Consider the following 21112-nt stretch of genomic DNA (forward strand, 5'->3'; position numbering starts at 1 on the left):
TAGGATTGAGCGCATGCTGACCCAAGACGGAAAGCGGGAGACCATCCTCACCGCATACCTGAACCTGCTCGTGGACCAGGGGACCCGCGCTGCGACCCTCGATGCCGTCGGCTCCGCATGCCGGCTGTCGAAGGCCGGGGTGCTGCACCACTTTTCCTCCATGGGCGCCCTCCGGCAGGCGATCTTCGCCGAACTCGAGGCGCAGGCCGCGGAGGATGCCAACAAGATGCTTGCCGACCTGCCGAACGCCACCACCTACTACCTGGTCTCATCCCTTGACCACGACAGTCTGCTGGAGCGCCTGATCGAGGCGGTGCACCGGCTCGCGCAGACCGGCGACGAGGTCGCCGGCGCCGTGCTGCGCACCTGCCGCAAGGGCTGGTACGAGGCCCTGCTGCTGGCGCTGGGAGATGCAACCTTAGCCAAGCTGGTCCTTTTCACCGGCTACGGCATCACCCACAACGTGCTGCTCAGCGTGGACGGCGAGCCGGAGTCGTTCCTTGACGCCTCGACCGCCACCGACATGCTCGGCCTCGTCGAGCGAATCCGCGCCGCGGCCTGACAAGCCTCCTGACGTGGGGACATGACACGCCCCACGCGAATGTGTCGCGAACCACTTGTCGACCTACCAACCAGGTGGTAGGTTTTTGCCCCTAGCCACCCGTGAGGTGGATCACACGTCCGTGGAAGGGCACGAATGGACACCGCAACGCAAAGCCCCGTCATTCAGCAAGCACCACCGGTCGCCCAGGGCAAGGGCCTTGCCACGGGCAAGCTCGGCATCGCCGGCTCCACCGTGATCGGCCTCGCCTCCACGGCCCCCCTCTTCTCGCTTGCCGCGACCCTGGGCTACGTGGTGCTGGCCGTCGGGGCACAGGCTCCCATCGCCTTCATCATTGCGTTCGTCCCCATGATGTTCACGGCCTTCGCCTACCGCGAGCTCAACAGCGCGATCCCCGACTGCGGTACGGTCTTCACCTGGGCCGCGAAGGCCTTCGGCCCGCGCACCGGCTGGTTCTCCGGTTGGGCGCTGGCGGTGGCAGGCATCTTCGTCATGGCGAACCTCGCCGAGATCTCCGCCGTCTACGTCCTGCACCTGGTCGGCGACGGCTCGTTGGCCGAAAACCGCGTCGTTGTCGTGTCCCTTGGCGCCGCCACCATCGCCGCCATGACCTACGTGTCGATGCGCGGTGTGGAACTGGGCGAAAAGGTCCAGGTGGCACTGTTGGCCATCCAATACGCCGCCATGGCCGCGTTCGTCATCGGCTGCCTCATCGGCTTCTTCAGCGGCAACGCCCCGGATGCCACGCCGATGTCCATCGACTGGTTCAACCCGATGCTTGCCGACAAGTCCGGCATGGTCCAGGCCGTCATGCTTGCCCTGTTCATCTACTGGGGCTGGGACACCTGCCTGGCCCTGAGCGAGGAAACCAAGGACCCGCAGAAGACCCCTGGCCGCGCGGCCCTGCTCTCCACCCTGCTGCTGCTTGTCACATACGTCGGCATCACCATCGCGGTCATGATGTACGCGGGCATCGGCGAGGAAGGCACGGGCCTGGCCAACGCGGAGAACGCCGACGACGTCTTCTTCGGCCTGGCATCCCAGGCCATGGGCCCGCTGGGCTGGTTCCTGGTCATCGCCGTGGCAATCTCCGCACTGTCCTCCTCGCAGACCACCATCCTTCCCACGGCTCGCGGCACCTTCGCCATGGGCATCTACAAGGCCCTGCCGGCCCGCTTCGCCAAGGTCAGCGAGAAGTCCCAGACACCGACGTTCTCCACCATGTTGATGGGCATCATCTCCATCGCCTACTTCGTGGGCATGAGCATGGTCAGCAACAACCTGCTGCAGGACTCGATCCTTTCGATCGGCCTGGCGATCGCACTGTTCTACGGGATCGCATCCTTCGCCTGCATCTGGTTCTTCCGCGCCACCCTCTTCACCTCGGCCCGGAACTTCTTCTACCGCTTCTTCTTCCCGCTGCTGGGCGGCGTCTTCATGGCCTGGGCATTCATCCAGTCGGCGTTCGACATGGCCGACCCGGACTACGGGTACGCAACCATCGCCGGGATCGGCTCGACCTTCGTGATCGGCTTCGGCTCACTGGCGCTGGGCCTGGTGGCAATGTTCCTCTGGTCGATGTTCCCCGAGTCCAAGCCGTTCTTCCGCCGGGAAACCATCAACAAGGACTCCTCGGTCCTAGCCCCCGAGTAGGCCCTGACTCCTGCCGCCGGGAACGCACCCGCGAACCCGGCCGCCGAAGCATGAGAACCGATGGAGGGCCCGCCGTACGGCGGGCCCTCCATCGCTTGGTGCACCCAAACGCTTGGTAGAGGACCCTTTCCAAGGCCGGCGCCCGCTGGGGTTTCCCGTTCAGCTGGCGCACGGATTCCGCCGCCACCGGACGCGCGGCCGTCCTCCAAGGTCACGAAACCCCGCCATTGCACCGGAAAGAAGTTCGAGTAGCATGGCGGAAGATCACTTCCATGGAGGAACAAGCTCGATGCCACACCCCGTGGGCCCCAACCAGTCCCCCTCAGCACTCCCCGCACCGGATGACCTGGACCTGCCCCGCTACGGAGCCACGTTCGGCGAAGCCGTCGCACTGTTCTTCAAGAAATACGGAACCTTCGAGGGCCGTGCCAGCCGCAGCGAGTACTGGTGGATCATGTTGCTCAATACCCTCGTCACGGTCGCTTGCCTTGCCCTCATGGTGGCGGGCGGCAAGAACATCTTCGACCGGACATCCACCGAGATGCCTGATGTTGCGACTTTCTGGCTGCTGCTGTGGCTGGCCTACTACCTCGCCACGCTGTTCCCGAATTGGGCCCTGGGAACCCGCCGCTTCCACGACGCCAACATCGACGTGCCCTACCTGATCTGCATGACGCCGTACGTCGGGTTGCCCATCGCCCTATTCCTTGCCCTGAAGCCGTCCGACTCGGCGGGCGTACGATTCGACAAAGGCTGGGTCCCGCCAACGGAGCAGCCGGAGCAGTAGCCACGAGGCAAACGACGTCGGCAACACATGTGTGACAGCAGTGCGTCCTTACGACCTCCGAGCACATATCAGGCCGCGTGCGCGACTCAGCACCCGGCGGATCCGTCGTCCGGCATCCAACGGCCCGCGAATCCCGGGCGGTGCGTCGAGTAGTATGGCGAACGATCACTTCGATGGAGGAACACACCATGTCATACCCGCCAAACCCCTATGGGGCCCCAGCCCCTTCGACTCCCCAGGACAGCCTGGACCTTCCCCTGTATGGGGCCAGCTTGGGCCAGGCCGTCAAGCGGTACTTCACCAAGTACGCGACATTCAGCGGCCGCGCCAGCCGCAGCGAATACTGGTGGGTCCAGCTGTTCAACGCGCTGGTCGGGTTCGCGGCACTGGCCATCGTGGCCATCGGCGGCGGCTTCAACGAACCGGCCACTGCCGGCGAGATGCCTCCGGGCGCCATCCCCGGCGTCCTGCTGCTGAGCCTCTACGGCCTTGCCACATTCATCCCCAGCCTGGCACTGGTGGTGCGCCGCTTCCACGACGCCAACTTCAGCGGCTGGCTCTACCTGCTCGCATTCGTCCCCTTCTTCGGGTCGATCGTCGTCCTGGTCTTCGTGCTGATGCCCTCGAACCCGGCAGGTGCGCGCTTCGACAAGGGCCAGGCCTGGCCGGCGGGTTACCCCGCGCCCTGACCTCGCCACTTGAGCAAACAATGCCCCTGCCACCGGATCCGGTGGCAGGGGCATTGTTCATGGTGCGACACCGTGGCCGCCGGGAACCGTGCCAAACCAATCCGTGACAGCATTCACTTTCAGTAGGTAGACTGGTCTACCTACTGAAAGTTGGGATGCAATGGGTGAATCGGCAGGCCGGCAGCGCCCGGCGCGGGAACGGTTGCTCAGGGCCGCGGCCGACTTGTTCTACGCGCAGGGAATCGCCGCGACGGGAATCGACGCCGTCACGGCTCAGGCCGGCGTCGCGCGCAAGAGCCTCTACAACAACTTCGCGTCCAAGGACGAGCTGGTACTCACCTACCTCACCGAGCGGCACCTCGAGTGGCTGGAGCTCCACCGGCAACGCGCAGCCGGCGCGCGCACGGCACGGGAGCTGGTGCTCGCGGTATTCGACGCCTACATCGACCACGCCGAATCCGCATACTCCCACGGCTTCCGCGGGTGCGGCCTGCTCAACGCCGCGGCCGAGCTGCCCGCCGGTGCGCCCGGGCGGGAGTCGGTGCGCGAGCACAAGGAAGAGGTCGAGTCCCTCCTTGCCGCGGCACTGGCCGAGGACCTCGGCGCCGAACGAGCTGCCGAAACGGCCGAGCAGCTCTCGTTCCTGCTCGAAGGGGCCGTGGCCCGCGCCGGCCTGGAAGGCACTGCCGAACGCCTGGTCCGCGCCCGTACCATGGCCGCGGCGCTCGTGGACGGTGCGCTGGCGGGCGCCGCATGAACCGCGGGCGGTTGCTGGCCATCGGGGCCGTCACCGTGACCTCGGTCCTGTGGGGCACCACGGGAACCGCGGCAACCTTCGCACCGGCCGCCGGGCCGCTGGCGATCGGTGCAGCAGCCCTGGGGATCGGCGGCATCCTGCAGGCCCTGATCGCGGTCCCCGCTCTGCTGGCCCACCGATCCCTGTTGCGCGCCAACCTGCCGCTGGTGGCCCTGGGCGCGCTGGCCGTGGCGATCTACCCCCTGGCGTTCTACAGCTCCATGCACCTGGCCGGGGTGGCGCTGGGCACCGTGGTGTCGCTGGCCTCCGCACCGCTTGCCTCCGGGCTGCTCGAGCGGTTCGTGCAGCGCACACCGCTGGGCACCTGGTGGATGGTTGCGGCGGGGCTCGGCATCACCGGCAGCGTCCTGCTCTGCCTGTCCAAGATGGGCGGCGGGTCCGGCGATGCCGGAAACACCCTGGCCGGGATGGCGCTCGGGCTCGTCGCCGGCGCCACCTACGCCTGCTATTCGTGGTGCGCCCGCCGACTTATGGACCGGGGCGTCGAACGCTCCGCCTCGATGGGCGCGGTGTTCGGCGCCGGAGGCCTCCTGCTGCTTCCGGTGCTCGTGGTGACCGGCGCACCGCTGCTCGCCAGCCAGCAGGCGTTCGCCGTGGCCACCTACATGGCCCTGGTTCCGATGTTCCTGGGCTACGTGCTGTTCGGGTACGGCCTGGCGCGCCTGGGCGCCGGCACGGCCACCACCATCACTCTGAGCGAGCCGGCCGTTGCAGCGCTGCTTGCGGTGCTCGTTGTCGGGGAAACCCTTGGCCCCCTTGGCTGGGTCGGGCTGGCCGTCATCGGCGCGGCCCTTGCGGTGCTCGCCCTGGCCCCGGCCCAAGCCGCCGCGCCCGAAGCGATGCCCCGGCGGCGCGGGGTCCAGCCGGTTTCCGTCGCTCCCACCGGAAGCCGCACCCTCGGTAGCTGACCGCCGGTCGCTGCCTTCCTTGCACCCTTTGCGGCGGCCGCCACAGGACCTCGCCGGGGCTCTTCGGCGCAGCATTTCAGCGCCCGCGGACCGGGGCGGCAGCCGAGTTGTCTGGTCAACTCCCCCCGCACCTGCACAACCGGCCCCGGCTCCCGCACCGCGGGCCACGCGACAGGCGGCTCACCTCCCGTTAACCGCACCGCTACAGGTCAGCGGTTCAACGCGCGCCGGAATCCCAACACCAGAAATGCAGTGTCCGTTCACCGTCAGTTCACGGATTTGGTGGTTTGTGGTTGAAGTCGGTGCATAGCGTCGTCGTTCGGCACAGGATCCTGTGCACACAAGATGATGACTTCCGAAGGAACCAGCACCGTGTCTACTCGCACCAAGATTTCGGCCCTCACCCTCGCCCTGCTCGCCAGCGTCTCCCTGGCGGCCTGCTCGTCCACCCCCGCGGGCAACGCACAGACCCCGGAAGCCGCAGCCGGCTTCGCCAAGGACGCCAACACCCTGGTGTTCGGCGTCGTCCCGGACTCCGTCGACACCGAGACCAACTACCAGCCGCTGATGGACTACCTGGCCAAGGAAACCGGCAAGACCGTCGAGTACCACGAGTCCACCGACTACGCAGCGCTCATCGAGGCCTCCATCGCCGGCAAGATCGACGTCGCCTCCTTCTCCGGCTTCACGTACGTGACGGCCACCAACAACGGCGCCAAGCTCACCCCGGTGTCCTCCATCGTCACCGCCGAGGGCCAGGAGCCGGGCTACTACTCCCAGGCCATCGTGCCGGTGGACAGCGACATCAAGACCATCGCCGACATGAAGGGCAAGAAGGTCTGCTTCGTGGACCCGTCCTCCACCTCCGGCTACCTCTTCCCGTCCTACAACCTGGGCAAGGCCGGCATCAACGTCGAGGCGGACATCGAGAAGGTCTTCGCCGGAAAGCACGACGTCTCCGTGACGAAGGTCGGCGAGGGCAAGGAGTGCGAGGCAGGCTTCGCCGAGGACAGCGAGGTGGCCAAGAGCGACAAGGTCAAGGTCATCGACCAGACCATGGTTCCCGGTGCACCGATCGTTGTCTCCAACAACCTGCCGGAGGACCTGCGCACCGAGGTCGCAGGGCTGATGAAGGAACTGAGCATCGACGAGATCGCCGCGGCCGGCATCAAGGGCGCCGACTCCGAGGGCTTCAAGGCCGTCTTCTTCGAGACCAAGCCGGTGGACGACGCCTACTACAACACCATCCGCGACATCTGCAAGAGCACCAACGCCTCGCAGTGCCAGTAGCCAACACGTAGATCGAAGGGATGGAACAGGTGGAGAAGATGACTGGACACGCAATCACGGCCACGAACGTGGTCAAGGTCTTCGGCGACAAGACGGCCCTCAAGGGCGTCGACCTCGCCGTGGAGCCCGGGGAAATGGTGGTGCTGCTGGGCCTTTCGGGTTCCGGGAAGTCGACCTTCCTGCGCCACGTGGACGGGCTGGAAACCCCGACCAGCGGCACGCTGAACGTGCTGGGCCGGGACCTCTCCACGCTCTCGGGCCGGGAGATGCGCCAGCTGCGCTCCCGGGTCGGCTTCGTGTTCCAGCAGTTCGAGCTTGTTCCATCCCTGACGGCACTCGAAAACGTGCTGACCGGCACCCTGGCCACGCTCCGCGGCCCGCGCCTGGGCCTTGCCACCTACCCGCGCCGCCTGCGCGTGAAGGCGCTTGAAACCCTCGAGCGGGTGGGCCTGCTGGAGCGTGCCTACGCCCGCGCCGACACCCTCTCCGGCGGGCAGCAGCAGCGCGTCGCGATCGCCCGCGCCCTCATGCAGGAACCCGAGATCCTGCTGGCCGACGAACCCGTCGCCTCGCTTGACCCCGAATCGAGCCGGGTGGTCATGTCGCTGATCCGCGACATCGCCCGCGAACGCAACCTCACGGTACTGTGCTCGCTGCACCAAGTGGACCTGGCCCTCTCCTGGGCCGACCGGATCATCGGGCTGCGCGAGGGCGCAGTGGTCCTGGACACCCCGACCGCCGGGCTGGGCCGCGCCGAGGTCATGGAAATCTACGGGAAGGTCTCCGTCGAGGCCGCCGCGGCGCCCGAGGCGCCGCAGCACCCGGTGCACGCAGCATCCCTGGCCGTCAGCGGGGCATCCGCCCGATGAGCCTCGACACCCGGATCCCCGCACGACCCTCCCCGGCGGCGGCAGCGGGCTGGCCCGGCGCCCTGCCGCGGCCGACCCCCGAACGCACAGCGGTGGTACTGACCCTGCTGGCCCTGGTGGGAGTGTCCCTCTACTCGCTGGCGCAGGCCGAGATCTCGATCGCCAACATGCTCGGGAGCATCGAGAACGCCGAACGTTTCCTGGCCCGCGTCGGCACCGTGAAGTTCCCGCCCATGGCGGAACTGCTCGAACTCACGGCACTGACCCTGGGCCTGGTGCTGACCGGCACGCTGCTGGCCGCCGCACTCTCCGTGCCGGTGGCCTACATCGCCGCAGCAAACACCACCCCCGGCCCCGCCTTCCAGGCCGTCGGCCGCTTCATCACCGTCTTCACCCGCGCCATCCCCGACGTCGTCTTCGCCATGGTCTTCATCCTGGTGTTCTCGATCGGGGCGCTGCCGGGCATCCTGGCCATCGGGCTGCACTCGATCGGCATGATCTCCAAGCTCTTCGCCGACGCCATCGAGCAGATCGACGAGGGGCCGCGGCTGGCCATCCGGGCCTCCGGCGGGTCCCGGACCCAGGAGTTCATCTCCGGGGTGCTGCCGCAGGTGCTGCCCTCGTGGATCGCCACGGTGCTGCACCGCAACGACATCAACCTGCGCGGCTCGGTCATCCTGGGCTACGTGGGAGTGGTGGGCCTGGGGCTGGAAATGTCCCACGCGTTCAAGTCGCTGAACTACTCGCTTGGCGTGGGCATCGCGCTGGTGATGTTCGTGCTCTGCGTGGCCATGGAACTTGTCTCCGGCGCCATCCGCAAGGTGCTGCTGGGCCATGCAGCGGCATCCCCGCGCGGTGGCCGGGGCGCGGCGGCCCGCCGTGCCGCGCGCACCGCCGCACACTCGGCAGCCCCGTTGACGCCGCACTCGCCGCGGCCGTGGACCCCGGCACGCGTGCGCAACCTCCTCTGGGGCTGGGGCGCCGTGGCCGTTGCGCTGGCTGGCGTGTGGGTCTGCGACATCAAGTGGATGGACCTGGTCGAGGTCTGGCCCAAGCTCCCGGCCATCATGGCCCAGTTCTGGCCGCCGAACTTCGGCTCCTACGACTTCGCGACGATGGCCTCGGCGATGGGCAAGACGCTGTCCATCGCGCTGGCCGCGGTGATCCTGGCGCTGGCCTTCTCCCTGCTGCTCGGCTCCTTCGCGGCGCGAAACGTGGCGCCCAACGACTCGGTGCGCACCGGCTCGCGGCTGGCCCTGGTGGTCATCCGCGGCGTCCCCGAGGTCATCCTGGCGATCCTGCTGATCGTCGTCACCGGGCTGGGCAGCCAGGCCGGCATCATCGCCCTGGCCTTCGGCGGCGTGGGCCTGCTGGGCAAGCTGATCGCCGACTCCCTCGAGGAGGTGCAGACCGGACCGCAGCGCGCCCTCACGGCCAGCGGCGCCACCCGCCTGCAGACCTACGCCTCGGCGACGCTGCCGCAGGGCGCCCGCGCCATCATCGGCCACAGCTTCTACCTGCTGGACACCAACATCCGTGCGGCAACGATCCTGGGCATCGTCGGCGGCGGCGGCATCGGCTACTACCTGCTCAATGCCGGGCAGGGGTCCAACTACCCGCTTGTCACCTCCATTGTGCTGATGATCCTGGTGACGGTGCTCGCCGTCGAGGGCCTGGCTATGTGGGTCCGCAAGGTCCTGCGCTAGCCCCGCCGCGGCGCCGACAGCACCTGCCCCGCCGCCGGCACCGCCCGCCGGCACACCCACCCGACAAGACCCAGACAGAACAGAGCCCAGGAGCCCCATGCCACCGACAACCAGCCGCACCCCCGCACCCACCGCCATGGCGTGGAAGGGACCGGGACTGCCGCACGAGACCATCGCGGTTCCGCACATCGACCTGGGCGCGGGCGACGCCCTGGTGGAAATCGAGTACGCGACGATCTGCGGGTCGGACATCCACACCGTCTCCGGCCACCGCAGCGCCGCCCCGCCCCTGGTGCTGGGCCACGAGCAGGTGGGCCGCGTGGTGGCCGCGACGCCGGAGGCCGTGCTGCACGACGGCACGCCGCTGGCCCCCGGGGACAGGGTGGTCTGGACCGTCACCGTCAGCTGCGGGCGCTGCGCCACCTGCGCACGCGGACTGGGGCAGAAGTGCGAGGCGATCCTCAAGTACGGGCACGAGCGCATCGTCCGCGGCTGGGAACTCAACGGGGGGTTTGCCACCCACGTGCACGTGAAGGCCGGGTCCGGGATCACCCGGGTGCCCGAGGAGGTCCCCGCGGCCATCCTGGCACCGGTCTCCTGCGCGACGGCCACGGCCGCGGCGGCCCTGCGCGCGGCCGCCGGCCACCACCCGCTCGCCGGGACCACGGTCCTTGTCTCGGGGGCCGGCATGGTGGGCCTGAGCATCACCGCGATGGCGGTGACCGCCGGCGCCAACGTGGTGGTGCTGGACCCGGCCGCGGAACGCCGCGCCATGGCCCTGAAGTTCGGCGCCGTGCTGGCACTGGATCCCCGGGCGCTGGATCCCCGGGCCGTGGTCCCGGCGGCGCCGGAGGCTCCGGCACCGGGCCGGACGGCCCTGGGCGACGCGCTCACCGCGGCGCACCTTCCCGCACCGCTGGCCTGCTTCGAGGCCTCCGGTGCCCCGGCCGCCGTGGGAACCGCCATCGACGCGCTGGGCATCGGCGGGATCGCGGTGCTGGTGGGCAGCGTCTCGCCCGGCCCGGCGGTGGGGATCGACCCGGAGGCCATCGTGCGGGGGCTGAAGACGATCACCGGCGTGCACAACTACGCGGCGGAGGACCTGGAAACGGCAGTGGCTTTCATCTCCGCCACCTGGGACACCATGCCCTTCGCCGAGCTCGTGGGCCCGCGGTACTTCCTGCACGAACTCGACGCGGCGCTCGACGCGGCACGGACCGGCGCCGATGTCCGCGTGGGGATCCAGCCCGGCGGAGCCGCCGGCTAGCTCCGCGACAGGTTGCATCGCCCAGGCGGCGGCGCCCCGCGCATTCATCCCCCACGGGAAATGCGCGGCGCGCCGCCGTCGGCGTAGATCCGGGTTCGGCCCTAGCCGGGCACGTCTGCCGATGCCCCAAGCCTGGCCAGCAACCCGGCCAGCTGTTCGTGGGTGAGCGGCACATCCGGGAAGTTCGGCAGCCGGCCGATCGGGAAGGAAGCCATCATGGCGGACATCGTGTCATCCGCGGCGCCGGGCGCGTCCCCGGAGGAGGCGGGCACCAACGCGGCAAGCGCCTCGCCCAGCAGCCCGGCCGCCGCCGGGTGGGCCATCACCTCGCCCACTGTCGACTCCGCGGTCAGCGGGATTTCCACCGCGTCGCCGGCCAGCTCGATCGCGGCGGTGGCGCGCACGTCGCGGCTGGAGGCGCCGACGGAGAGCCCGTAGCACCCCGGTTCCAGCGCCCATTCATCGACGCGCACGTCCCAGTAGGCAAGTTCGCTGCGGTCAACCAGAAGTTCCACCTCGCACCCCTCCCCCGGCTCGAGCTCCGGCGTGGCGGCGAACGCGGCAAGGCCGAGCGGAGGGCGGGCCACCGCGGAGTCCGCCCGGCCCACATAGAGCTGCACGATCTCGCGGCCCGCCACGTCCCCGGTGTTGGTGACCCTCAGCGTGGCCCGCAGTCCGTCGCCGTGCTCGGCCACCACCAGGTCGGAGTAGGCGAAGCCGGTGTAGGACAGCCCGTGCCCGAACGGGTAGCGCACCGCCATCTCGCGCGCGTCGTACCAGCGGTACCCCACGTGGATGCCCTCCCCGTAGACCACGTGTCCGTGCTCGCCGGGGAAATCCAGCGCCGCGGGGGTGTCCGCCAGGCGCAGCGGAATCGTCTCCGCCAACCGGCCCGAGGGGTTGACCCGGCCCGTGACGACGTCGGCCAACCCGCCACCACCACCCTGGCCACCCAGCCAGGCGGAGAGCAGCGCCGGAACATCATCGGCGAAGGGCAGCTCCACCACGCCGCCGCCCACCACGGCCACCACCACGTTGGCGTTGGCGGTGCGCACCTCTTCCAGCAGGGCCAGTTGCGCGGCCGGCAGCTTCAGGTGGGTTCGGTCGAAGCCCTCGGATTCGGCGGAGTTCGGCAGGCCGAGCACCACCAGCACCGTCTGGGCGGCAGCCGCGGCGGCGACGGCCTCGGCTGAAAGGGCGGCGTCCTGTGCCGAGTCGGCGTCAAGCCCGTAGCCCGCCGCGAAGTCCACCAGCTCCCCGCCGTGGATAGCGCGCAGCTCATCGAGCAAGTTTTCCACGCGGGTCGGGTTCACCAGCGAGGATCCGGCCCCCTGGTAGCGCGGGGTCCTGGCGAATTCGCCGATGACGGCCAGTCGTTGGCCCGCGCGGACCGGCAGCAGGTCCCCCTCGTTCTTCAGCAGCACCACCCCGCGCCCCGCCGCCTCGCGGGCCAGGGCGTGGTTGGCATCCAGGTCGGCAGGGGTGCCGGACTCCGGGTTGAGCGTGCGCCGCGCGAAGTCGGCCAGGCGTTCGGTGCTGGCATCCAGCACCGCCCTGTCGAGTTCGCCGGATTCCAGCGCCCGGGTGACTCGCGGGATGGAGTGGCCCGGGTTGCCCGGCATTTCCAGGTCCAGCCCGGCCTGCAGGGCGCGCACCCGGTCGGCGACGGCGCCCCAGTCGGAGACGACGATCCCGTCGAATCCCCACTCCCCGCGCAGCACCTCGGTGAGCAGCCAGTGGTTTTCGGAGGCCAGCACGCCGTTGACCTTGTTGTAGGAGCACATGACGGTCCACGGGGCGGCGGTGCGCACCACGCGTTCGAATCCGCGCAGGTAGATCTCGCGCAGCGGGCGGGCCGCGACGTCGGCGGAGACGCGCATGCGGTCGTGTTCCTGGTTGTTCACCGCGAAGTGCTTGACCGAGGCACCCACCCCCTGCGACTGCAGGCCGCGTACCAGCGAGGCTCCGAGCATGCCGGAAACCAGCGGGTCCTCGGAGAAGTACTCGAAGTTGCGCCCGCACAACGGCGAGCGCTTGACGTTGATGCCCGGGCCCAGCACCACGCCCACGTGGTGGGCCAACGCCTCCCGCGCAATCGCGGCCCCGATCCGTCCGGCCAGGTCCGTGTCGAAGGTGGACCCCAGGGTGACGGCGGGCGGGAAGCAGGTGGCCGGGACGGAATCCGCGAGGCCCAGGTGGTCGGCGTCCCCGGTCTGCAGGCGCAGCCCGTGCGGCCCGTCGGTCATGGTCACCGGAGGGATCCCGGCGCGCTCCACCCCGCTGGTGCTCCAGAAATTCTTGCCCGTGACGAGCCGTGCGCGTTCTTCAACGCCCAGGTCGGCTGGCGCGTAATCGGTCATGGCTTCTCCCTTGGACGGCTCTGCGGGTTGATCCACCCGCCAATACCGTATGTCACTCGGTATTGCATGGCAAGAGGCAATCCGCCACCGGATACACTTGCCACATGGCTCGTCGAGGATCGTATGCAAAGGGTGTCGCCAAGCGCGAGGAGATCCTCACCGCAGCCCTGGAGGTGGTGGCCCGCGAGGGGTGCCGGGGGACGTCGGTCAAGGAAATCGCCGCCGCCGCGGGACTGAGCCAAGCCGGGCTCATGCACCACTTCGCCTCCAAGGACGAATTGTTCACCGAAATCCTGCGCCTGCGCGACGAGGTGGACACTGCCCTCGCCGCAAGCAGCCCCGAGGCCGGCATCCTCGAAATCTTCCCACAGGTGGTCAGGCACAATGCCGAGGTCCCCGGACTCGTCCAGCTCTACGTGAGCTTCTCCGCCGAGGCCACGGCCCCCGGACACTTCGCCCGGGACTTCTTCACCGAACGCTTCGAACGCTTCCGCCGGGAGATCGCCGCGGAGATCCGCCAGGGCCAGGAGAGCGGCGAGATGATGGCCTCGGTCCACCCCGACTCCGCCGCCCGCGCCCTGCTGGCGCTGGCCGATGGCCTGCAGACCCAGTGGCTCCTGGATCCCGACTTCGACATGGCGGCGCACATCGTCGAGGCCATCGACGCCTGGCGCAGCAACGCCTGAAGCCTCCCCGGGGCAACCCCGGGCACCCTGCCGGGGGCGCTCAAACCAATCCACAAACACCCTTGACGGGCCCGACGTGAGCTTGCACACTTATACCGAATACCGCTCGGTATTCGGTCGAGCGCGCCGGCCGCACACACTCAACGTCGAGGACAACCCGTGAGCCAAGAGCCTTCAGGCACCCATCCCGCACTTGCCGTGCCGCTCGAGACACCGCCCGCCACCACCCAGCCACCGGCGGGTAGCGCCCCGGCGAGCCCGCCGCCGACCAAGCGACTGCTGCCCGGCATCCTTGTCGCCTCCATGACGCTCTTCGCCACCTACGCGGGCCTGATCGCCGTGCTGCTCCCGTCCCAGATCGCACTGATCGACGAGGAAAACAAGGTCGCGAACTTCGCGATCGTCACCACCGTGTCATTCGTCTTCACGCTCTTTGCCCAGCCGATCGTCGGCGCCCTCAGCGACCGCACCCGCTCGAGGCTCGGCCGGCGCGCGCCCTGGATGATCCTCGGCGCACTCGTCGGCGGGATCCTGATGCTCGGACTCGGGTCCTTCACGTCCCTGCTGTGGATCACGGTGTTCTGGGTGCTGATCCAGGTGGCACTAAACGCCCTGCAGGGCCCGCTCAGCGCCATCACCCCGGACCGCTTCCCGAAGAACAAGCTCGGCATGGCCAGCGCCATGTCCGGCGTCGGCATGCAGATCGGCGGCACGCTCGGCGTCATCGGTGCCGGCGCCCTGGCCGGGACGCTGGGTGTCGCCTACTCGGTTTTCGGCGTCGCCGTCATCGCCACCACCCTGCTCTTTGTCCTGGCGAACCGCGACTGGTCCTCCAAGGACTCCGTCGTCCCGGCGTGGAGCTGGGGCAGGTTCCTCAAGGACTTCTGGATCGACCCCCGCAAGAACCCCGACTTCGCCTGGGCGTTCACGGCCAGGTTCCTCTTCATCCTCGGCTATTTCGTTGTCGCCGCCTTCCAGCTCTACATCCTCACCGACTACATCAAGATGTCGCTCGTCGAGGCGCAGGTCGCGATCGGCACCATCGCCCTGGCCGCCACGGTTCCGACGCTCGCGACAATCATGCTGGCCGGCTGGTGGAGCGACAAGATCGGCAGGCGCAAGGTCTTCATCTACGCGGCGACGCTCATCATGGTCGCCTCCCTGGCGATCCCGCTGGCCAGCCCGACGCTGGGAGGCATGGTCGCCTCCGCCGTCGTCAACGGCATCGGTTTCGGTTTCTACATGTCGGCGGACACCGCGTTGATGAACGAGGTGCTCCCGGGTCAGGGCATAGCCGCCGGCAAGGACCTGGGCATCCTGAACGTCGCCACCAACATCCCCCAGGCCATGAGCCCGGCCATTGCCGGACTCATCATCGCCACAGCGGGAGGATACCCGGCGCTCTTCGTCTTTGGCATGATCGTTGTGGTCCTCGCGGCCATCGCCGTTGCACCCATCAAGAACGTCAGATAGGACCGTCCCCATGCCATCCCCCGACATCACCTTGGACGACACCGTCGTCATCGACACCCCCTCGGGAAAGGTCCGCGGAAGGTTCGCCGTCCCGGCGGGCGCGTCGAAAGCTGTTGCCACCTTCAAGGGAATCCCCTTCGCCCAGGCGCCGGTCGGCGAATTGCGTTTCGCCGCACCGGCGCCCGTCGAGCCGTGGGCCGGGGTGCTGGACGCCCTGGACTTCGGGCCCACCGCACAGCGCGGGGACCCCGGCGTCACCCTGATCCCCGAACCCAGCATTCCCGGCGAGGCCACGCTGAACGTCAACGTGGTCACCCCCGCGGCCGGCGACCCCGGCGCGGGGCTGCCGGTGCTCGTGTGGATCCACGGCGGCGGCTACTTTGCCGGCTCTCCCGCGAGCCCCTGGTATTCCAGCCCCGCCTTTGCCCGGGACGGCGTCGTCACGGTGGTGGTTTCCTACCGCCTGGGCTTTGACGGGTTCGGCCACATCCCCGGCGCCCCCTCCAACCGCGGCGTCCGCGACTGGCTGTGCGCCCTGGAATGGGTGCGCGAGCACGTCGCTTCCTTCGGCGGGGACCCGAACCGCGTCACCCTTGCCGGGCAGTCCGCCGGCGGCGGCGCTGTGCTCACGCTGCTGGGGATGCCCGCGGCACGCGGTCTTTTCCAGCAGGCAATAGCGCTCTCCAGCGCGGTCGGGGACGTGGGCCCCGACCGCGCCGCGGAACTGTCGCGGAAGATCGCCGCCGCGGCGGGCGTCAGTTGCGACAGGGCGGGCTTCTCCTCGCTCACCGAGGAGGCACTGCTCGGGTTCCAGAAGGAGGCCACCGACATTGCTTCGTCCAAGGCCATGCTCAAGATGATGGACGACGGGCTGGCACTGGGCCCCACGATCGACGGGGACCTGATCCCGCGCCCCACCTTGGAGTCGCTGGCGGCCGGGGAAAAATCCGACGTCCCGCTGCTGATCAATGCGGCGGACGACGAGTTCGGCATGGTCTTTGCCGAAGCGCCGGGCTTCCTGAACGTGCTCCCCGCGGGGTTCATGCTCGCGCGCATGGGCGCGGGACGCAGGACGCGCCGCGACTGGTTGGCGGCAAACCCTGATGCACACGGACGCGGCACCAAGTCGGTGCTGGGCCGCTACATCAGCGACAAGTTCTTCAAGGTCGGCCTGGCGGAGGCCGTCGCCCACCGCGGAGACGCGCCGACCTGGGTCTCCCGCTTCAGCTGGCGCTCGCCCGTCTTCAACGCCGCCGTGCACTGCATCGACGTGCCGTTCTTCTTCGACTGCCTTGACTCCGAAAAAGTGGCCCCGCTGGCCGGGGAGAACCCACCCCAGGAACTGGCGGACACGGTCCACGCCGCCGCCCTGCGCTTCATCACCACCGGGGATCCCGGCTGGGAGCCCTACCTGCCAGGGAAGACCACCATGGTCTTCGACCACCCGCGCTCGGAACCCGTGCACGACGGGTATGCCGGCGTGGCGGCGCTGCGGCCGGCAGCGCTGGCCGCAGCGACACGCTAGGAACCCGACTCCGGGCACCCGCGCCCGGCTTGTCAACCGCACCACCCGCCCTTACCCCTGCCTGACCTGAGGAGTCGTCATGAAAGCAACACCCAAGCGTTACGTGGCAGCATCGATCCTGGCCCTCGCCGCCATCGGCACATCCGGGTGCGCCCAGTCCCCCGCACCGCAGGCCGCCGCGGGGACCGGCATGACCGCGGTGACGGCCTCGAACCGCTCGGTGACCGTCTATCTGACCCGGCACGGGGAGACGATGCTCAACGCCCTGGGTCGCGCCCAGGGCTGGAGCGATTCCCCGTTGACGGAGGAGGGCCGGGAGATCGCCACGGCCGTCGGCAAGGGGCTGAAAAAGAAGGTCGGCACGGTGGATGCCGTGTATTCGGCGGACATGGTCCGGCATTTCGAGACGGCGTCCCTGATGGCCAAACAGATCAGCCCGCGCCTCGAGGTGACCCGGGACCGGCGCCTGCGCGAACTTGCCTTCGGCGGGTTCGAGGGCGGCCCGGGGAAGGACCTGTTTGCCGCCGCGGCCAGGCAGTTGAACGTCGGGTCCATGGACGAGCTGCTGATGAACTACACCCTTCCGGAAATCACCGACGCGATCGCCGCCGCCAACCCGAACCCGGAGCTGCCGGCCGAAGGTTGCTCGGTCGCGGGGCCGCGCATGCAGGAGTCCCTGGACGAGATCGCGCGGAAGGCCACGCGGTCGGGGCAGACCAAGGTGCTGGCCGTCAGCAGCGGCATGTCGATCTCCTGCGTCATCGACGAGCTCGGCGGCACCCTGCCGGACGGGCCCATCGAAAACGGCGCGGTGAACGAATTGCAGTACAGGAACGGGACGTGGACGGTGAAGTCGGTCAACGACACCAGCTACGCCCACTAGCCGGGGAGCAAAGGGAAACGGCGCCCGGAACGTCGGAGCGGGACACCGCACCGACGTTCCGGGCGCCGTTTGCACGCCCACGACCGGGCGGCCCGAAACTTCCTGTCAACATTGATGACAGCGCCGTTGACTTCCTGCCGTTGTGAGCCTAGTCTCAATTCCAGCAATGACTTTCCCGACCCCGTCCACCGCCGGCCCGACCCTGCGCGCGGCACCGGGATTCGAACCGATTGGAGCAATCCCCGCATGGAGCTACACCACCTGACCGCCACCAAGGCCCACGAACTTTTCGAGCGCAAGGAGCTCTCCCCCGTCGAGCTGCTCGACGCGGTGGTGGCCCGCACCGCCGCGGTCGAACCGGGCATCAACGCGCTGACCGAGGAGATGCTCGACGACGCCTACGCCGCGGCCCGCACCTCGCAGGAACGCTTCGCGGCCGGCGGCACGCGGCTCGGCGCCCTGGAGGGCATCCCGCTGCTGCTCAAGGAGGAGCAGCCGATCGCCGGCCGTCTGGCCGAGGAAGGCTCGCTGACCGAGAAAGGCACCATCGCCGAGGTCAGCCACCCGATCGTCGACCGGATCTTCAACGCGGGCGCCGTGGTCCACGGCCGCACCACCACCCCGGAGTTCTGCTGCGCCCCGTACACGCACTCCAAGCTGTGGGGCGTCACCCGCAACCCCTGGAACACGGAGCTGACCCCGGGCGGATCCTCGGGAGGTTCGGGCGCCGCACTGGCCGCGGGCGAATCCATCCTGGCCACCGGGTCGGACATCGGCGGCTCCATCCGCATCCCGTCCTCCTTCTCCGGCATCGTCGGGTTCAAGCCGCCGTTCGGCCGCGTCCCGGGCCTGCCGCCCTTCAACCAGGACACTTACTGCGCCGACGGCCCCATGGGCCGCAGCGTCGCCGACGTCGCGATGCTGCAGAACGTGATCGCCGGGCCGCACCGCGTCGACCAGGCGTCGCTGCGCCCCGCATACACGCTGCCGACACCGAACGCCGCGGCGGCCGCGGGCATGCGCGTGGCGCTGTGCGTGAACCTCGGCGACTACATCGTGGACCCGGTCATCGAGGCCAACACCCGCGCCGCCGCCGAGGCCCTGCGCGGCGCCGGCGTCATCGTCGAGGAGATCTCCCTGCCGTGGACCCGCAAGCAGATCGTCGAGGCCGCCTGGGCGCACTTCGGCGGCATCATGGGGCCCTTCATCACCGAGGTAGCCGGTGCCGATTCGGACCTGCTGATGCCCTACACATTGGACTTCGCCAAGCGCGCCGCGCAGGCCGGTTCCTTCGCAGAGGGTCTGGTGGCCGAGGCCGCCGTCTACGAGCCGCTGGGCAAGGTCTTCGAAACCTACGACGCACTGCTCTGCCCGACCCTTGCCACCCAGGGCATGGCCGCCGACTTCGCCGACCCGGCCGGGCTCATCGACGTGGGAGGGGCCTCCGTGTCCTGGATCGAGGCGGCCCTGACCGTGCCGTTCAACGTGATCGGCCGCGTTCCGGTCCTGGCGCTGCCCTCCGGCGTGGCACCCAACGGCCTGCCCACCGGCGTGCAGATCGTCGGGCGCACCTACGACGACGCGACGGTCTTCACCCTGGGCCAGGCGCTCGAGGAAGCCCTTGACCTGTGGACCCGGTCGAGCTGGTGGCCGGCCATGAACACCGCGGAAGCAGCCGTCTAGTCCCGGATCCGGACCCGGAGCAACAGCACGCCACACCGTATGCCCTGCCGGCCGTCGGCAGGGCATACGGTGTGCACGGGGCAACCGGGGGTCGGGCACCGGCGGTTCTCCGTGCATTCCGGCCCCACATGCGCTCCCCCTGACCTATACTTTCGTCACCTCATGCACCGCAACCTGCACAGAAGGACATGACGACATGACAGATGCCTCCCGCTTCAGGCTCGTGCCCATGCGGCCGCGCGACCCCCAGGAGTCCGGGCGCAGCGCGTCCTCGCTGGAACTGTTCTTCGACCTGGTCTTCGTGATCGCCGTGGGCATTGCCGCGGCCCAGCTGCACCATTCCCTGTCCGAGGGCCACGTGCTTGACGGGATCGCCAGCTACGGAATCGTGTTCTTCGGGATCTGGTGGGCCTGGATGAACTTCACGTGGTTCGCCACCTCCTTCGACACCGACGACTGGCTGTACCGGGTGCTGACCATCATCCAGATGAGCGGCGTGCTGGTGCTCGCCTCCGGCATCGCCCCGGCCTTCGAGAAGCACGACTACACGGTGCTGATCCTCGCCTACATCGTCATCCGTCTGGCGCTGGTCGCCCAGTGGCTGCGCGCCTCGCGCTCGGGAGGCGCCACCAGGCGCTCGACGATCCTGTACGCCGCCGGCATCACGCTTGTCCAGGTGCTCTGGCTGGGCGCCCTGATGCTTCCCGCCCAGTGGTTTACCGGCGCGCTGATCGCCCTGATCATCGCCGAATTGGCGGTACCGATCATCGCCGAGCGCCACGGAAACACCCCGTGGCACCCGCACCACATCACCGAGCGCTACGGGCTGTTCGCGCTGATCCTGCTCGGTGAAAGCCTGCTCGCCTCCGCCAACGCCATCATCGAGGCACTGCACGACGCCGAATCACTGGGCCCGCTGATTGCCATCGCCGTGCTGACCCTGGTGGCCACCGCCGGCCTGTGGTGGATCTACTTCTGGCCGCCGCACCACCGCGCCATCCAGGGCCTGGGCAAGTCCCTCGCCTACGGGTACGGGCACTTCTTCATCTTCGCGGCAGCCGGGGCCCTGTCCGCGGGCATCGAAGCGGAGATCGACGTCATCACCCACCACAGCGAGCTCACCGCGCCGTTCGCGTCGTTCGCGTTCACCATTCCCATTGCCGTTTTCATCATGGGGGTCTGGGCGCTGGCGATCAGGCCGTACGCCGACCGGCTGGTCAACACCGTGGTTCCTTTGGCGAGCCTGCTCGTCCTTCTCGATCCACTGATCCCGGTGCCGTTCGCGCTCACCACGGTGATCCTCGTCGGAGTCGTCACGGTGCTTGTCTGGCGGCAACCGGCCGACGCGGAAGAACCCGTCCAGCTGCTCGACTGACCGGGGAGGTGCCCCGGCGGCATGAAGGCCGCTCCCCCGCGGGGAACGGCCTTCGAGCGGTCCGATGCGTCCTAGGCCCAGATGTATTCCTCGGCGATCGCCCCATCCCGCCACTTCGCGACGGTCACCATGCGGCTGCCGTCCTCGAACTCGCCGATGACACAGGTCCACTCGCCGGAGCCGAAGGCGATCGGGTGGGAGGTGATCTGCGGCGGGGTTCCCCCGACCGAATCGACGAATGCCCTCATCGCGTCGATGTGCTCGCCAACGCCGTTCGTGGGGGCCTGGCCCTTCCAGTCCACGAGCACGTCCTCGGTGTGGTGGTGGGCGAACACGCCGTTCCAGTCGGCGTTGTTCCACCCGTCGAAGTCGAGGTCATCCATACCCTTGAGGTTGCGGTCCACCTGGTCATCGCTCATGGCTTGCTCCATTCTTCGGGCACGCCAAACTCGATGCAGGGTCGGGACGCCGTGCCGCCAGTGTGATTGACCCGACCAGCATAAATCCGCGAGCTACGGCATTCAACGGCCAGCCGGAGTGCACCGGGCCGGTCGCGGAAGCCGGTGGAAGGAACTCACA

The 21112-nt window shown here is 68.8% G+C and carries 18 protein-coding genes; 16 read left to right on the plus strand and 2 right to left on the minus strand.

All coding sequences use genetic code 11. The annotated features are described in order from the left end of the window. Positions 1–13 precede the first annotated feature (13 nt). The 10 genes from ACSYDW_RS05665 to ACSYDW_RS05710 all read left to right on the plus strand — a co-directional run bounded on the left by ACSYDW_RS05665 (position 14) and on the right by ACSYDW_RS05710 (position 10548). Positions 14–562, plus strand: a complete 549-nt coding sequence (locus ACSYDW_RS05665; protein WP_438337735.1) for a TetR/AcrR family transcriptional regulator — start codon at positions 14–16, stop codon at positions 560–562. 135 nt (positions 563–697) lie between these two features. Then, a complete protein-coding gene (locus tag ACSYDW_RS05670; RefSeq protein WP_438337736.1) occupies positions 698–2215 on the plus strand; it encodes an APC family permease in 1518 nt (505 codons plus the stop codon). A 289-nt stretch (positions 2216–2504) separates the two neighbouring features. Beyond that, positions 2505–3002 (plus strand): DUF805 domain-containing protein, encoded by a 498-nt coding sequence (locus ACSYDW_RS05675; RefSeq protein WP_438337737.1) that lies wholly within the window; start codon positions 2505–2507, stop codon positions 3000–3002. 188 nt (positions 3003–3190) lie between these two features. Continuing rightward, positions 3191–3691, plus strand: coding sequence for a DUF805 domain-containing protein (locus ACSYDW_RS05680; protein WP_438337738.1), 501 nt, complete (start codon positions 3191–3193; stop codon positions 3689–3691). Positions 3692–3851: 160 nt separating this feature from the next. Continuing rightward, on the plus strand, positions 3852–4448 hold the full coding sequence (locus tag ACSYDW_RS05685; protein WP_438337739.1) for a TetR/AcrR family transcriptional regulator: 597 nt from the start codon (positions 3852–3854) through the stop codon (positions 4446–4448). Then, positions 4445–5416, plus strand: a complete 972-nt coding sequence (locus tag ACSYDW_RS05690; protein ID WP_438337740.1) for a DMT family transporter — start codon at positions 4445–4447, stop codon at positions 5414–5416. Before ACSYDW_RS05685 ends, ACSYDW_RS05690 begins: the two co-directional genes overlap by 4 nt. Positions 5417–5788: 372 nt before the next feature. Beyond that, the gene (locus tag ACSYDW_RS05695; RefSeq protein ID WP_438337741.1) at positions 5789–6706 is read left to right on the plus strand and encodes a phosphate/phosphite/phosphonate ABC transporter substrate-binding protein; all 918 of its coding nucleotides are present in this window, start codon (positions 5789–5791) and stop codon (positions 6704–6706) included. A 38-nt stretch (positions 6707–6744) separates the two neighbouring features. After that, positions 6745–7575 carry a phosphonate ABC transporter ATP-binding protein gene (gene phnC, locus ACSYDW_RS05700; RefSeq protein WP_438337742.1) on the plus strand — a complete coding sequence of 277 codons (831 nt, stop codon included), beginning with the start codon at positions 6745–6747 and terminating at the stop codon, positions 7573–7575. Then, the gene (locus tag ACSYDW_RS05705) at positions 7572–9281 is read left to right on the plus strand and encodes a PhnE/PtxC family ABC transporter permease (protein WP_438337743.1); all 1710 of its coding nucleotides are present in this window, start codon (positions 7572–7574) and stop codon (positions 9279–9281) included. Before phnC ends, ACSYDW_RS05705 begins: the two co-directional genes overlap by 4 nt. A 97-nt stretch (positions 9282–9378) precedes the next feature. Further along, the gene (locus ACSYDW_RS05710; protein WP_438337744.1) at positions 9379–10548 is read left to right on the plus strand and encodes a zinc-binding dehydrogenase; all 1170 of its coding nucleotides are present in this window, start codon (positions 9379–9381) and stop codon (positions 10546–10548) included. A 101-nt stretch (positions 10549–10649) separates the two neighbouring features. Here the strand turns inward: ACSYDW_RS05710 and ACSYDW_RS05715 are convergent, their stop codons facing one another. After that, a complete protein-coding gene (locus ACSYDW_RS05715; protein WP_438337745.1) occupies positions 10650–12908 on the minus strand; it encodes a glycoside hydrolase family 3 C-terminal domain-containing protein in 2259 nt (752 codons plus the stop codon). 104 nt (positions 12909–13012) lie between these two features. On the opposite strand from ACSYDW_RS05715, the gene ACSYDW_RS05720 reads away from it, so the two are divergent. The 6 genes from ACSYDW_RS05720 (at position 13013) to ACSYDW_RS05745 (ending at position 20533) form a co-directional block, all read left to right on the plus strand. Continuing rightward, positions 13013–13594 carry a TetR/AcrR family transcriptional regulator gene (locus ACSYDW_RS05720; protein WP_438337746.1) on the plus strand — a complete coding sequence of 194 codons (582 nt, stop codon included), beginning with the start codon at positions 13013–13015 and terminating at the stop codon, positions 13592–13594. 159 nt (positions 13595–13753) lie between these two features. Next, entirely contained in the window at positions 13754–15067 is a 1314-nt protein-coding gene (locus tag ACSYDW_RS05725) for an MFS transporter (protein WP_438337747.1), read from the plus strand. A 10-nt stretch (positions 15068–15077) separates the two neighbouring features. Next, the gene (locus ACSYDW_RS05730) at positions 15078–16592 is read left to right on the plus strand and encodes a carboxylesterase/lipase family protein (RefSeq protein ID WP_438337748.1); all 1515 of its coding nucleotides are present in this window, start codon (positions 15078–15080) and stop codon (positions 16590–16592) included. Between the two features lie 79 nt (positions 16593–16671). Beyond that, positions 16672–17475 carry a histidine phosphatase family protein gene (locus ACSYDW_RS05735; protein ID WP_438337749.1) on the plus strand — a complete coding sequence of 268 codons (804 nt, stop codon included), beginning with the start codon at positions 16672–16674 and terminating at the stop codon, positions 17473–17475. Positions 17476–17721: 246 nt separating this feature from the next. Next, a complete protein-coding gene (locus ACSYDW_RS05740; protein WP_438337750.1) occupies positions 17722–19158 on the plus strand; it encodes an amidase in 1437 nt (478 codons plus the stop codon). A gap of 196 nt (positions 19159–19354) precedes the next feature. Then, the gene (locus ACSYDW_RS05745) at positions 19355–20533 is read left to right on the plus strand and encodes a low temperature requirement protein A (RefSeq protein ID WP_438337751.1); all 1179 of its coding nucleotides are present in this window, start codon (positions 19355–19357) and stop codon (positions 20531–20533) included. 71 nt (positions 20534–20604) lie between these two features. Here ACSYDW_RS05745 and ACSYDW_RS05750 read toward each other — a convergent pair whose 3' ends face one another. After that, a complete protein-coding gene (locus tag ACSYDW_RS05750; protein ID WP_438337752.1) occupies positions 20605–20952 on the minus strand; it encodes a hypothetical protein in 348 nt (115 codons plus the stop codon). Positions 20953–21112: the final 160 nt, after the last annotated feature.

The organism is Paeniglutamicibacter selenitireducens (assembly GCF_051550675.1).
GTDB lineage: Bacteria > Actinomycetota > Actinomycetes > Actinomycetales > Micrococcaceae > Paeniglutamicibacter.

Bases quoted from the DNA above. Each gene is read 5' to 3' on its own strand.
- ACSYDW_RS05665 (WP_438337735.1), top strand. From the start codon at position 14: ATGCTGACCCAAGACGGAAAGCGGGAGACCATCCTCACCGCATACCTG.
- ACSYDW_RS05670 (WP_438337736.1), top strand. From the start codon at position 698: ATGGACACCGCAACGCAAAGCCCCGTCATTCAGCAAGCACCACCGGTC.
- ACSYDW_RS05675 (WP_438337737.1), top strand. From the start codon at position 2,505: ATGCCACACCCCGTGGGCCCCAACCAGTCCCCCTCAGCACTCCCCGCA.
- ACSYDW_RS05680 (WP_438337738.1), top strand. From the start codon at position 3,191: ATGTCATACCCGCCAAACCCCTATGGGGCCCCAGCCCCTTCGACTCCC.
- ACSYDW_RS05685 (WP_438337739.1), top strand. From the start codon at position 3,852: ATGGGTGAATCGGCAGGCCGGCAGCGCCCGGCGCGGGAACGGTTGCTC.
- ACSYDW_RS05690 (WP_438337740.1), top strand. From the start codon at position 4,445: ATGAACCGCGGGCGGTTGCTGGCCATCGGGGCCGTCACCGTGACCTCG.
- phnC (WP_438337742.1), top strand. From the start codon at position 6,745: ATGACTGGACACGCAATCACGGCCACGAACGTGGTCAAGGTCTTCGGC.
- ACSYDW_RS05705 (WP_438337743.1), top strand. From the start codon at position 7,572: ATGAGCCTCGACACCCGGATCCCCGCACGACCCTCCCCGGCGGCGGCA.
- ACSYDW_RS05710 (WP_438337744.1), top strand. From the start codon at position 9,379: ATGCCACCGACAACCAGCCGCACCCCCGCACCCACCGCCATGGCGTGG.
- ACSYDW_RS05715 (WP_438337745.1), bottom strand. From the start codon at position 12,908: ATGACCGATTACGCGCCAGCCGACCTGGGCGTTGAAGAACGCGCACGG.
- ACSYDW_RS05720 (WP_438337746.1), top strand. From the start codon at position 13,013: ATGGCTCGTCGAGGATCGTATGCAAAGGGTGTCGCCAAGCGCGAGGAG.
- ACSYDW_RS05730 (WP_438337748.1), top strand. From the start codon at position 15,078: ATGCCATCCCCCGACATCACCTTGGACGACACCGTCGTCATCGACACC.
- ACSYDW_RS05735 (WP_438337749.1), top strand. From the start codon at position 16,672: ATGAAAGCAACACCCAAGCGTTACGTGGCAGCATCGATCCTGGCCCTC.
- ACSYDW_RS05740 (WP_438337750.1), top strand. From the start codon at position 17,722: ATGGAGCTACACCACCTGACCGCCACCAAGGCCCACGAACTTTTCGAG.
- ACSYDW_RS05745 (WP_438337751.1), top strand. From the start codon at position 19,355: ATGACAGATGCCTCCCGCTTCAGGCTCGTGCCCATGCGGCCGCGCGAC.
- ACSYDW_RS05750 (WP_438337752.1), bottom strand. From the start codon at position 20,952: ATGAGCGATGACCAGGTGGACCGCAACCTCAAGGGTATGGATGACCTC.